The organism is Mucilaginibacter sp. RCC_168, from assembly GCF_041355315.1.
In the GTDB taxonomy this organism is placed as follows: domain Bacteria; phylum Bacteroidota; class Bacteroidia; order Sphingobacteriales; family Sphingobacteriaceae; genus Mucilaginibacter.
On the sequence record NZ_JBFUPN010000028.1, the window covers coordinates 1 to 13,459 of the forward strand.

Sequence of the window (13,459 nt, forward strand, 5' to 3'; positions counted from 1 at the left end):
CCTAAACTTACTCCTTCTTTATTAACATTTTGTTGATAACACCACGCATTTTTATCCTTTCTTATGCGTCAGCCCTGCTCGCAACTACCGATTATATGGCGGAAGAATCCCATAACAATAACCGATCATTGCGCAATGGAACCATTTAACTTCAATGAACTTCCCGAAGTGGTGCGCCAGCTTTTTGAAAAAGTAGAGCAGATAGAGATTATACTGGCCAGGCTAGAACCCAAAGAGCCGGACCAAAATGAACTGTTAAATATTGAAGAAGCAGCGGATTTTTTAAAAGTTTCTGTAGGTGCATTATACACTAAAGTCAGCCGGCAGGAAATTCCATACAATAAACCAGGCAAACGATTATACTTTAACCGCACCGATTTGAAAGAATGGATTAGGCTGGGAAAAAGAAAAACACTTATCGAGATCAGGCAGGATGCAGAAGTACTGCCTTACCGCAACCGGCTAAGACCGGCCATCAGAAAATACCGCTAAAATTCAGCTTGATTCTTCCGGCCGCCTCAATCTTCTTTTTGTCTTTTACTTTGGTATAAACCAGTGTTGTTTTGAAACTCCGGTGCCCGAGCAATTTGGAAACCGTCAGCAGTTCCGTTCCTAACTCTATTTGCAGTGTAGCATAGGTATGCCGGAAGCTGTGAAAAGTAATGTTCTTTGAAATCCCTGCATTTTTCAGCCAGTCTGTAAAACAGGGCTTTAAACTGGAGTAAGCTAATCCCGCAAACACCCTGTCACCCGGTTCACCGCGTTCACCTAATATCTCGACAGCCTGGTCAGAGATCGGCAGTATCTCTGCGCCCTCTGTTTTTTCCTGCGTAAACTGCAGGTGGTATTTGCCTTCGGAGCCGCGCACCTCTGACCAGTACAAAGTTTGCACATCCGAAAATCGCAGTCCGGTTAACCCTGAAAAGATAGCCGCCCTTTTGATCAGCCTGGATTTCGCAGGGGCATCCACCAACTGCTGAAACTCTTCCAGTTCAAGTTGTTCACGGTGGGTTTCTTTAGGGCTGATCGCGTTGACCTGGCTGTACAGATCGGTGGTCAGCAAGCTTTGTTTATAAGCCTGTTTTAATGAAGAACGGAATTTGGCAAAATAGCTGACAGCGGTGTTGGTAGTGATCGGCCTGCCCTTACGGCCAATTCCAGGCCCGCTTAACAGGAAATTACGGTAGTCAACGCAAAAGAATTCGTCGAGGTCGCTAAAAATCACATCGTGCCCGGCAAACTCCAGGAAATAGCGGAAGGCCATCGCGTAGTTGTCGGAATCCGCTTCCTGCCTCGCTCCCGTATATTCGCGGAAATAATCAACAAAGCTGGAATTGCGGTCGCGATCAGATATAAAGCCGAACCTCCGGTTTTGAATATCCAGTTGTCGTGTCGACCGGATATTTTCGACCAAAGCTTTTGTTTCGATGTTATGCTGCCGCTCCCACATGTTGGCCGGTTTGTCATAAAGGAACAGTTCCAAAAATTCAAACCGTTGTGGTTTTCCGGTCTTTGGATTTCGCAGCGGCGGCGAAAAGTCCAAATAAACAGAATGCCTTCCCTTGGAAATTGCTTTCTTTCGGATATGTACTTTAGGCATGGCTACCTCCCGGATTAAAGATTTGATCGAGATGTGATTTGAGCACATAGGTAAACTTACCTACCTGGTATTTCGGGATGCCATTTCTTTTGAGGATATCGAAAAGTGCTTTCTCAGAGATGTTATAAAGTTTTTGGGCATCCCCCATATGGCAACATTCAGATAAATTTGAGCTGTTAGGTTTCCTTTCGTCCGCCATTTCGGGCAATTCAAACAGCCGGTCAATATCGGCACGATTTATCACTGTCTTTCTTACAGAAAGATTGGTGGATTTTAACCGCCCCGATTTGATCATCGTATAAACTATTTTGTCCGAGGCTCCTAATAGTTTTGCGGCAGCTTTCACAGTTAGAAATTCAAGCGAGGTCAGTTCTTCCAACTGATGACTGATTACCTTACGGACTTCTTGTTTTGCAATGCCCAGCTTTTCATTGCGAACTTTCTGCTTGTAATTCCTGCTGTTGCATTTGGAACTGCAAAACCGGGTAACCGTTGTTTTCGCCGTAAAGACCTTCCCGCAATGCTCACATATTTTGTTGACGGTGATATTGGAACTCATTTTAATAACATTATTTCTTCTACTTCCTGTTTTTGTTTTAAAAATCCAAACCACCTGATAATTTCGCCTCGATAACTTACTGATTATCAATCGAAGGAGAGCTAACCGAATTAATTACCACTGATGTTATTTCTGATCAGAATTTGCTAAATTCTGGTAAAGAAGTAACCGGTCAGGTCTCCCTTAAAGGTGATTAAGGTTATGTAAGAGTAATTAAGTGCCCGAAGCGACTTAATTCATCCAAATTTCCGATGAAATCAAAAAATAAATTTTTGAGTAACATCTGAGTAACAAAAGTCGGAAAAACAAGGGCAATTATCCAAGGATTTGGACAAGAATAATTAACATAATTTGTTAACAATGAGCAATTTACTTGTCGTAAGTTTACAGAGTTTTAGGATTTTTGGCAGGCCTACTTGCCGATACAGAACTTACTAAATATATTATCCAGCAGATCATCTGTAGTAACGGCTCCGGTTATTTCGCCGAGGTAGTGCAGAGCTTGTTTAATATCCATCGACAGGAAATCGGAGGTGATGCTACCGTCAATACCGCCTAATACTCTGATCAGCGCTTCTTCTGTTTTTTGCAGGGCTTCCAGGTGGCGGATATTGGTTACCAGCGTTTCATCACCGCTGAGCTGATCCTTGATGGCGGTGCCATAGATCTTATTTTTCAGGTCGTCTATATGCAGTTTTTCTTTGGCCGAGATAAAGATGGTCTGCAGATCCGGAAGTCCGGAGGTATGGAAAAACTCATGGATGCTCTCCCGCTTTTTATCTTGTTGTAACAGATCCATTTTATTGGCTACCAGCAACATAGCTATACCGGGGTTCTGCAAGCTCTCCAGATCGCTTTTTAGCTCTTCCAGCGTTATCTGTTCCGCATCAAAAACATAGATGAGCAGCGCGCTTTGACTGATCTTCTCCATGGTACGCTGTACCCCTATTTGCTCAATAGCATCCGTAGCCTCGCGTATGCCAGCGGTGTCTATCAGCCTGAAATTGATGCCCTGTATATTCAATACCTCTTCAATCGTATCTCGGGTTGTACCTGGGATATGGCTCACAATAGCCCTTTCTTCATTCAGCAGGGCGTTGAGCAGGGTTGATTTACCCGCGTTGGGCCTGCCGGCTATCACGGTGTTAACCCCCTGTTTTATGGCATTTCCCAGTTCAAACGACTGTATCAATCTCCCAATAATGCGGGTAATATCCACGATGAGTTGTTTAAGCTGATCGCGGTTGGCAAATTCTACATCCTCTTCGGCAAAGTCAAGTTCCAGTTCAATGAGTGAAGCAAAGTTCACCAGTTGTTCACGCAGACCTTGCAGTTGGTTACTAAATCCACCCCGCAATTGCTGTAAGGCTACTTGCTGTGAAGCTTTGGAGTTGGAGGCGATCAGATCGGCTACAGCCTCAGCCTGTGATAGATCCAATTGACCGTTTAGAAACGCCCTCAGCGTAAATTCGCCGGGTTTGGCACTTCTCGCACCCTTTTTGATAAACAGCTTAATGATACTCTCAATGATATAGCCCGAAGCGTGGCAGCTTATTTCCACTACGTTTTCACGGGTATAAGATCTGGGTGCTACAAATAGCGATGCCAGCACCTCGTCCAGCATCAGGTCGCCATCCATAATATGGCCGAAATGGATGGTATGCGAGGCCTGTTTGGTCAAATCCTTGCCTTTCCATACGCTGTTGGCTATATGGATAGCATCCAGGCCCGAAAGGCGGATCACCGCTATTGCCCCTATCCCGTTTGGTGTGGCCAGGGCTACTATGGTTTCCTGTTGCGAGTGGTGAGTTGTGAGTTGTGAATTGTCCATGGTCAATAGTCGATGGTTCATAGTCATTGTGATCATGGACCAAAGCACAAATTTAGCACAAATAAATTGCACCGGACTGCCAGGGGTCACCCCCCAGTCAAGCTTTTACTTTTGGATGGCGTTAAAACTTTTTAAACCTCAAATTTTAACACTTTTCTGCTCAAAAACGGGGTAAAAGCGGTTCAAAATTTGTTCAAAATCCCTCATTTTAACACTTTTTAACAAATTTCAACATGGTTTTGATGCGTTTTTAAAACTTTAAAAAGTATTTAAATTTTTCACTATCAAATAACTAAATAAAAACAGCTGTTTTTTTGTCCTGTTTTTTTCCTTAACAAAACAGCCCGGCTCTCTCGTTTTGAGAGCCGGGCTGTTCACTTGATATAAAGATACGAAATTGCCGGGACAGTGGCAAATGAAAAGAAGTCAATAGACCATTGACCATGATCGATAGTCAATAACTCTCCTGTAATTTTCACTATGATCTATCAACCATGAACTATGTACTACGCCACAAAAGCCCTACCTTCGCGTCAATTATGGTAACTTTTTTTGAAGCCTCGCTCGATACTATTTCCGTTCATCATGTCGGCAACCAGTCGCAGGAAGAGATGTATGCCCTGTCAAACCAGCCCCTGGAACTGAAGGACGATATTATTCCCAACCTGCTGATGCAGTATTTTTTAAAGCCCTTTGAAAAAGCCAATGAGGTATATCACCTCATGCACAGCAGCGGCAACCTAGCGCTCAATGAGATCCATCACTTTGCCACACAGGCTTTTGAGGACAAAGAGAAATTTCACGAAGCATCGGAGCAGATAGCCAAACACCTGTACAAAACTACCACGCATCCCAATATTAAAGGCGGAGAGCTATACGTGGTTTATTTTAACGATGTACAAATTGAAGGCAACCCACTGGATGCTATCGGTATTTTTAAATCGGAGAATAAGGAGACTTATCTTAAAGTTTACCCGGACAAGGGCGGTTTCCAGGTTGATTATGAGCAGGATGCTATCAACATCAATAAGCTGGACAAAGGCGTACTCATTTTTAATATCGAAAAAGAGAACGGCTACAAAGTGGTGGTAGTTGATAAAACCAATGGCGGACAAGATGCTGCAGTGTACTGGAAAGACGATTTTCTGCAACTCCGTATCCGTAACGACAGCTTTAACCAAACCAATAATACCCTGGGTATTTACAAAAACTTTGTTACCGAAAAACTCGACGACCAGTTTGAAATGAGCAAGGCCGACAAGATCGATCTGCTGAACCGCTCCATGAAGTACTTTAAGGAAAAGGATGAATTTAATATGGATGAATTCTCCAACGAGGTAATCGGCAATCCGGAGGCCATCGAATCGTTCAAGAACTTTAAAAACCAATACGAGCAGGAGTTCGACAGCCCCATTGCCGATAACTTTGTAATATCAGATAATGCCGTAAAAAAGCAGGCCCGTGTTTATAAAAGCGTACTCAAGCTGGATAAAAACTTCCACATCTACATTCACGGCGACAAAGAGCTCATTGAAAAAGGCTTTGACGATGGCAGAGCTATGAACTACTATAAAGTTTACTTTAAGGAAGAAGCGTAGTTTTTAATTAGTGAATTATTGATTTAGTGAATTAGTGATTTAATAGCACCAAATTTCTCACTGTTTGCCTAAATAGGGTGTCATGCTGAGCGCTGTCGAGGCATGACGGATAGGCCTCTATGCGCGCCTTCGACTTTCACTGGCGCGCGCGTGTCGCGTGTGTCTATATTTAACTAAACAACGTTTTGGTATGTATTACAAGGTCACACGCGGCACGCGTGCGCTAGCAGAGGGTAGATTAATTAGTCAATTTTACTTGAGTTCGTTTGCAACGAGTACAGATTGATTTAATAACCCTTTGACTCACGATAGGCTTTTAAAAGATCTTGTGTTAATTCATCAACTTTATCGGGGCCAAAACTTTGAAGGTACCGTTCTAGCTCTCCTGGATCATTTTTGCTTAAAGCTAAATAATTACCAAAATAAGTTAACACCACATTTTCACTGAGAACTCTTTTAAAATCTCTTACATCAATGTAGTGTTTTAAAAATTCAAAATATTGTATCTTATTCTCTTCAAGAATTGTCTTAAGAGCTTTGATTGTACCTATGTCAAAATACTTTAATATGGCAATTACCAGATTATAATTAGAAGCTAACCGGAGTCCATGTCCTGTAGCTTCAGTAATGGTTTTCTTTATTTCCGCAATAATTAAACTTTTTTGAATAAAAGAACTTATAGATGCCTTGTTTATATCTACTTCTTCCGGTTTATTTTCTATTAATTCAGGAACATCCTTTTCATAATTGGTTAATTGGGATTTAAGTTTCACAAATTCCAAATCCGCTGTTTCAAGAAGAGCAGCTACTCTATTAAACGAACGTTTATAATTATCCGGGACATCTATACCTTTGTATCCTAAATCGTGTTCAATTTCCGCCCAAGCATGTTGCAGAATAGATCTTATTTGAATCTCGCACTTTATGGATTTATATTTAGAATATTCTGGAAGCTTAATTCTTTTATCATTAAGTGAAACAACAACATGTAATGATCTATATCCAAATTGATCATTCTTTAAGATTCTCTTATCTATTGAATTCTCCTCATCTTTTTCAAATTCTTTTTCAATAATCTGAGCTATGGGATCAACATCACTTTCTAAGTATGTTATCACTCGCAACCCTATTACATCTGTGATATCACTTAAATGGTTGTATTTATCTCCCTTTTTATCAATTTTTTTTGATAAGCTACTAATATCCTTTGTTCTGCCTATAATCTGATGAGGAATAATATTTTCTTTTTCTATTAAGTCTCTTACTAAATAAATCAATCGATCTTTGAAAGCGTTAAAGGTTTTTTTATTATTTCTAAAATTCTCAAGTATTTCTTCTTTCATTTACTGTGATTGGTTAGGTTCTTTAGAAAATACATTATAGCAATGTAAAGAATAAAATTGATAAACGCCGATATCTAAATCCTATTAACCCAAAACGTCGCTGTCCGAAGTCTCTGACTTCGGACGACTATGGTCGTAGTCTTTAGACTACACGGAGTTACTAAACAAACTATCTGTAGTTATAAAACTACAGGCATATTAGTTCGAAGTCAGAGACTTCGAACAGCGCCAACTAAAAATAGGCCTTACCCTGTACTGAAAACAGGATAAGGCCTATCATTATTAACTTACAGTTACTATCAGTTCACTTCCAAAACACCATTGCTATAACTAACCGCCTCTACCCTTTTAAGGTGAACGTTACTTACAGGTTTTACTACCAGCGGTATTTTTTCTATCCGGGTTTCGCTGGTATCCAAACCGAAAGCTTTGGCTTCTGACTGGGCCAGTTTTTTGATAGCGAAATAACTATTGAGGATAAACGCTTCCGACGTACTGAACAGGTTATTGTACGACAGGAATTTCTCCATGATCACAAACCTGAAATCGGCGGCTATCTTGTATTTGTTCAGTGATTCGTACTGACTGGTGATATCAATTTCCTTGCGTTTCACCATATCCTCTACTACATTCCTGAATAATACATTTACCCTTGGCTGTATCCGGAAACCTAAGCGGAACTCAATGCGGATCACTTTGCCGGGTTCTATCTGGTCAACGCTGTACTCCATGGTATAGGGTTCGTCGGTACGTTCAATGTGCACAAACCAATAGGTATCGGCACGTTTAGGGCGGCGGCTCATGATGGAGTACATGATCTTTTCTTCTATCTGTTTGCCGTTGTTGGCCTTGGTTAAATAGATAAGGTGTGTGGCATATTTGTTTACCGTAGTATCGGCACTCAGGGCGTTAAGCAGTGGTAATCTTTCCTTGATATCAATAAAGTTGAGGAAGCGGTTATTGATCTTGCGGGCCTTAAACCAAACGTACATGGTAAATATCAAACCAATTTCAAAGCCTACAAAAAACAACCTGTGTATAATTTTCACCGCGTTGGCTACAAAAAACGAAAACTCCACCGTTAAAAACACGCACAGGATCACAGTAACCATCCATACCGGCCAGTGCTTTACGTAGCGCATAAAGTAGTACATTAAAATGGTGGTACTGAGCATAGCTATGGTGATACTAAAACCATAAGCGGCTGTCATAGCGGCAGATGTTTTAAAGTAAAGCGATACCAGGATACAACCAACGCAAAGGATCCAGTTGATGCTGGGGATATAGATCTGTCCGCGTATGTTGGATGGATATTTAATGGTGATGCGCGGCCAGAAATTCATGCTCACCGCTTCGCTGATCAAGGTAAATGATCCGCTGATCAAAGCCTGGCTGGCAATAATGGTTGCCATAGTGGCCAATGCTACGCTGGGAATCAAAAATTGGTGCGGCACGATCTCGAAGAATGGGTTAACGCCGGTAAAATCTTTACTCGGTGCTTGTGCCAAAACCCAGGCACCCTGCCCCAGGTAGTTTAAAACCAGGGTAGTTTTTACAAAAATCCAGCTTACCTGTATGTTTTTGCGCCCGCAATGACCCAGGTCTGAGTATAGCGCTTCGGCACCCGTGGTACACAAAAATACAGCGCCCAACAGCCAGAAACCTTTAGGGTGATCCATCAGTAAGCGTGCGCCGTAATATGGGTTTAAAGCTTTAAATATGGATGGATGATGCACTACCTGCATGGTACCCAAAATGCCCAGCATTACAAACCACAGCAGCATGATAGGCCCAAACGCCGAACCCACCACCTTGGTACCAAACTGCTGAAAAAAGAACAGCAGAATGATGATACTGATCACGATGATGAGGATAAGATTATTGCCCGGCACAATAACGCTGGAAAACGCGGGTACCAGGTTAAGGCCTTCTATAGCCGATGTTACGGATATGGGTGGGGTAATAATACCATCGGCCAGCAAAGTACCTGCGCCTACAATAGCCGGGATAGCCAGCCATTTGCCATAGCGCCTTACCAGGGCATACAGGGAAAATATACCACCTTCGCCTTTATTATCGGCCTGCAGGGTGATCACGATATATTTAAAAGTGGTTTGCAGGGTGAGTGTCCAGAAGATGCAGGATATAGAGCCTAATACCAGCGCCATGTCTACCTTGCCGCCCTCTACCAGTAAGGTTTGGAAAACATACAGGGGCGAGGTACCGATATCGCCAAAAATAATACCAAGGGTAACTATAAGACCCGCGAAAGAGAGTTGCTTAACGTGCGAATTCATTTAATGAAATAAAAAAATAGGGGTTGGTATGATGGAAAAAAGGCTGCCCGGGAGATTTTTGCCATTTGTTTTATTTTTTGGCCGGCAGCTACAGAAAACAGTACCATCATACATTAATTTGATTGATGATTCGCCATAGCCAAAATGTATGCCGTTGGGCATCCTATTTATATAAGATATTATAAAACAGTTATATAACTAAACACCTATGATTTTCATGGCGATTTAAAACCTATCATTTTGATAGATTTTATCATTTTGATAGGGTGATTGAAATAGGGGTATTTCCTGTAAAATAGAGTCAGCTGACCTTTGCGCTATGCTGGCCCTCCCTCTCTTCGCCTTCGGCGGAAAGAGGAAATTCTTTTCTCTACGCGTCATTGCGAGGAGGAACGACGTGGCAATCCCCCGATTAGCAGAGCGGCTCTGTACAGTTAGGGATTGCCACGCTACGCTCGTAATGACGAGCGGAAGTTAATTCGAGATGCCTGAAAATGATGTAAAAGATCGGCTAAAACTGCACACCCCAACGCTCTTCGATCCCTAATCCAAAGAGGGCGAAATCGTATTTCACGGGATCTGTGGGATCAAATTCGCGCAGGCGGGCGGTGAGTTCTTCGGCGGTTTGCCAGTCGGTTTGTTTGCGGGTGATGAGCAGCAGCTTACGCGCCACCCTATCCACATGCAGGTCAAGCGGACAGATGAGATCAGTAGGTTTTATGCGGTTCCAGATACCAAAATCAACCCCGCAATTGTCCTGGCGCACCATCCAGCGTAAAAACATATTCAAGCGCTTGCAGGTAGACTTTTGCGATGGCGATGATACATGTTTTTTGGTACGGTGCGGAAAATCGGGCAGGGAAAAGAAGTATGAACGGAAATGGTTCAGCGCTGTTTCGGCATCAACCCTTTTGTCATTCTGAGCGGAGCGAAGAATCTGTCGGCGATTAGATCCTTCGCTATCGCTCAGGATGACAAACTCTTTTATAATTGCAGGCAAAAACGCGTCCTCTAATGATTCAAATCTTTCATAGTGATATCTGAAAAAGGCGATGAAATACAGGGTATCAATATCGTTAAAAGTGCGATGCTTAAAACTGAGCAGCTTTTTAAGGTCGACTTCCTCATGATTGATGATAAAATCATAGGGCGCGCCATCCATAAGCGTGATGAGCTCTTTACATTTTTTGATGATGGTAACGCGTTGTCCCCAGGATAAAGTAGCCGCCCAAAAACCCATGATCTCGATATCCTGCTTACGGCTGAACATATGCGGAATAGATATGGGGTCATTCTCAATAAAACCAGGCTGGTTGTATTGGGCTACTTTGGCATCGAGGAAGGCTTTTACGTTTTCGATCATAATTTAGTATCAAGTAGCGAGTATCAAGTATCAAGTACAGAATCTCCGATGGTGTGTTCAAAAATCTTGATACTTGATACTAACTACTTGCTACTAAGAAAGTGCTTGTTTCAGATCCTCCAGCAAGTCCTCAATATCTTCTACCCCTACGCTCAGGCGTAACAGGTTGTCAACCACGCCGGCTTTTTCGCGCTCGGCTTTGGGGATCGATCCGTGGGTCATGCTTACGGGGTGATTGATCAGCGATTCTACACCGCCTAACGACTCGGCCAGTGAAAATATTTTGAATGATGACGCAATGCGGAATGTCTCCTGCAAATCGGCACCTTTTAACACGATACTGATCATACCACCAAAATCAAGCATTTGCTTTTTAGCGATTTCGTGATTGGGATGATCGGTAAAGCCCGGCCAGTAGATCTTCTCTACCTTTGGATGCGTTTTCAGGAACTCTGCTATCTGCCTGCCATTCTCACAATGGGCTTTCATGCGCAGGTGCAGGGTTTTGATACCGCGCAGCACCAGGAAGCTGTCCATCGGGCCCGGTGTAGCGCCGCAGGCGTTATAAATGAACCACAGTCTTTTGTACAAGTCCTCATCATTCAACATCAGGGCGCCCATCACTACGTCTGAGTGACCGCCGATGTATTTGGTTACCGAGTGCATCACCACATCGGCACCCAGATCAATAGGGTTTTGCAGGTATGGCGAAGCAAAGGTATTATCTACCACAAAAAGCAGACTTTTCTCTTTGGCTATTTTGCCTATCGCCTCTATATCCACAATTTGCATGGTGGGGTTGGTAGGCGTTTCTATCCAGATGAGCTTGGTTTTATCGTTAGTATACTCGCGGATGATCTCTGGGTTCGACAGATCAAGGAAATGAAACTTGATGCCGTAGTTGGCGTATATCTTGGTAAAGATACGGTATGAGCCGCCGTATAAGTCATTACCGGTGATCACTTCATCGCCGGGAGCCAGCAGTTTCATTACCGCATCGGTAGCGCCCATGCCGCTTGAAAATGCCAGTCCGAATTTGGCATTCTCCAAAGCAGCCAGACAATCTTCCAGCGCCTTGCGGGTTGGGTTGGTACCGCGCGAATACTCGTAGCCCTTATTATCACCAGGCGATTTTTGCCAGTAGGTTGATGTCTGATATATCGGCGTCATGATAGCGCCGGTTGTTGGATCGGGCTCCTGCCCTGCGTGTATAGCTTTTGTTGCGAATTTCATAATTGGTAGTTCATAGTTAATGGATCATAGTTCATAGTTTAATAGTTTTGGCTATGAACTATTAACCATGAACTATAGGCTGGCTCTAATATGCCCTTGCAAACAGCACCCGCTGTGTCGACGGTTTGCCGGTAAGGATACATTTGCCTTCTTCCTGTTTGTTATCCAAAGGTATACAACGGATTGTCGCTTTAGTTTCCTCTTTTATCTTTTGTTCGGTTTCCGGTGTGCCATCCCAGTGGGCGCTCAGGAAACCTGGCTCTTCATCCAGCATGCGTTTAAACTCGTCCCAGGTGTCCACCTCTGTAGTGTTTTCAGCACGGAAATCGAAGGCTTTTTTGTAAATGTTATTTTGGATCTCTTCCAGCAGGCTTTCTATTTTCTGCGCCAAACCTTCCTGCGTAGTGGTTTCCTTGGTTTTAGTATCCCTGCGGGCCAACTCAACAGTTCCGTTTGTCATATCACGACTACCGATGGCTACGCGCAATGGCACGCCTTTCAGCTCGTACTCGGCAAACTTAGCTCCAGGGCGGTGGGTATCGCGTTTATCAAATTTTACAGAGATCCCTTTTGCTTTCAACTCCTTGGTTAAGCCTGCTACGTAAGCGGCAATATTGTCCAGCTCTTCATCGTGCTTGTAAATAGGCACAATTACCACTTGTATAGGGGCCAATTTTGGCGGCAATACAAGTCCGGCGTCATCACTATGAGCCATGATCAGCGCGCCGATCAAACGGGTTGACACCCCCCATGAGGTTGCCCAAACAAAATCCTGTACGTTCTCTTTATTCGTGAATTTCACATCGAAAGCCTTAGCAAAGTTTTGCCCCAGGAAGTGCGAGGTACCTGCTTGCAGGGCTTTACCATCCTGCATCAGGGCCTCAATACAATAGGTATCTAAAGCGCCCGCGAAACGTTCGTTGGCTGTTTTACGGCCTTTTACCACCGGCAGCGCCATCCAGTTTTCGGCAAAATCGGCGTAGACATTCAGCATTTGCTCGGTTTCAGCAACGGCCTCTTCAGATGTAGCGTGGGCAGTATGGCCTTCCTGCCATAAAAACTCGCTGGTACGCAGAAACAAGCGGGTGCGCATTTCCCAGCGCATTACGTTGGCCCATTGGTTTACCAGGATAGGCAGGTCGCGGTATGATTGGATCCAGCCCTTATACGTGTTCCAGATAATGGTTTCAGATGTGGGGCGGATAATGAGTTCTTCTTCCAGTTTGGCTTCTTCATCAACTATGATATTGCCATCGCCATCGTTTTTAAGGCGATAATGAGTAACCACAGCACATTCCTTAGCAAAACCATCCACGTGGCTGGCCTCTTTGCTAAAGAAAGATTTGGGTATCAGCAGCGGGAAATAGGCATTACTATGCCCGGTATCTTTAAACATCTGATCCAGTACGGCTTGTATTTTTTCCCATATCGAATATCCGTACGGCTTAATGATCATGCAACCTCTAACCGGCGAATATTCGGCCATGTCGGATTTTATTACCAGGTCATTAAACCATTGCGAATAATCTTCGTCTTTACTAATAACACCTTTACTCATATTGATTGGAATATATAATTTGACTTGTGCGAATATTGTATATTGCGCCAAATTTATAAATTAAAAAGTTATTTGAA

At 43.2% G+C, this 13,459-nt stretch carries 10 protein-coding genes; 2 read left to right on the forward strand and 8 right to left on the reverse strand.

What is annotated here, in order from left to right; all coding sequences use genetic code 11:
• Positions 1 to 135 precede the first annotated feature (135 nt).
• Positions 136 to 492, forward strand: coding sequence for a helix-turn-helix domain-containing protein (locus AB6735_RS23540; RefSeq protein WP_370998557.1), 357 nt, complete (start codon positions 136 to 138; stop codon positions 490 to 492).
• Here AB6735_RS23540 and AB6735_RS23545 read toward each other — a convergent pair.
• The 3 genes from AB6735_RS23545 to mnmE form a co-directional block, all read right to left on the reverse strand.
• On the reverse strand, positions 476 to 1,600 hold the full coding sequence (locus AB6735_RS23545) for a site-specific integrase (protein ID WP_370998558.1): 1,125 nt from the start codon (positions 1,598 to 1,600) through the stop codon (positions 476 to 478). The genes AB6735_RS23540 and AB6735_RS23545 overlap by 17 nt on opposite strands.
• On the reverse strand, positions 1,593 to 2,159 hold the full coding sequence (locus AB6735_RS23550) for a helix-turn-helix domain-containing protein (protein ID WP_370998559.1): 567 nt from the start codon (positions 2,157 to 2,159) through the stop codon (positions 1,593 to 1,595). The genes AB6735_RS23545 and AB6735_RS23550 overlap by 8 nt, the downstream gene beginning before the upstream one ends.
• A gap of 412 nt (positions 2,160 to 2,571) precedes the next feature.
• Positions 2,572 to 3,990, reverse strand: a complete 1,419-nt coding sequence (gene mnmE / locus AB6735_RS23555) for a tRNA uridine-5-carboxymethylaminomethyl(34) synthesis GTPase MnmE (RefSeq protein ID WP_370998560.1) — start codon at positions 3,988 to 3,990, stop codon at positions 2,572 to 2,574.
• A 539-nt stretch (positions 3,991 to 4,529) separates the two neighbouring features.
• Between mnmE and AB6735_RS23560 the strand changes: the two genes are divergently transcribed.
• A complete protein-coding gene (locus tag AB6735_RS23560) occupies positions 4,530 to 5,588 on the forward strand; it encodes a nucleoid-associated protein (RefSeq protein ID WP_370998641.1) in 1,059 nt (352 codons plus the stop codon).
• A gap of 287 nt (positions 5,589 to 5,875) precedes the next feature.
• On the opposite strand, the gene AB6735_RS23565 is transcribed toward AB6735_RS23560, so the two are convergent.
• The 5 genes from AB6735_RS23565 to proS all read right to left on the reverse strand — a co-directional run bounded on the left by AB6735_RS23565 (position 5,876) and on the right by proS (position 13,382).
• Complete coding sequence (locus AB6735_RS23565; RefSeq protein WP_370998561.1) at positions 5,876 to 6,931, reverse strand: GTP pyrophosphokinase family protein; 1,056 nt, start codon at positions 6,929 to 6,931, stop codon at positions 5,876 to 5,878.
• A 299-nt stretch (positions 6,932 to 7,230) separates the two neighbouring features.
• Complete coding sequence (locus AB6735_RS23570) at positions 7,231 to 9,228, reverse strand: KUP/HAK/KT family potassium transporter (RefSeq protein WP_370998563.1); 1,998 nt, start codon at positions 9,226 to 9,228, stop codon at positions 7,231 to 7,233.
• Positions 9,229 to 9,739: 511 nt separating this feature from the next.
• On the reverse strand, positions 9,740 to 10,591 hold the full coding sequence (locus AB6735_RS23575) for a TIGR02757 family protein (protein WP_370998564.1): 852 nt from the start codon (positions 10,589 to 10,591) through the stop codon (positions 9,740 to 9,742).
• Between the two features lie 93 nt (positions 10,592 to 10,684).
• Complete coding sequence (locus AB6735_RS23580) at positions 10,685 to 11,824, reverse strand: cystathionine gamma-synthase (RefSeq protein WP_370998565.1); 1,140 nt, start codon at positions 11,822 to 11,824, stop codon at positions 10,685 to 10,687.
• Positions 11,825 to 11,909: 85 nt separating this feature from the next.
• Positions 11,910 to 13,382 carry a proline--tRNA ligase gene (proS, locus tag AB6735_RS23585; RefSeq protein ID WP_370998567.1) on the reverse strand — a complete coding sequence of 491 codons (1,473 nt, stop codon included), beginning with the start codon at positions 13,380 to 13,382 and terminating at the stop codon, positions 11,910 to 11,912.
• Positions 13,383 to 13,459 lie beyond the last annotated feature (77 nt).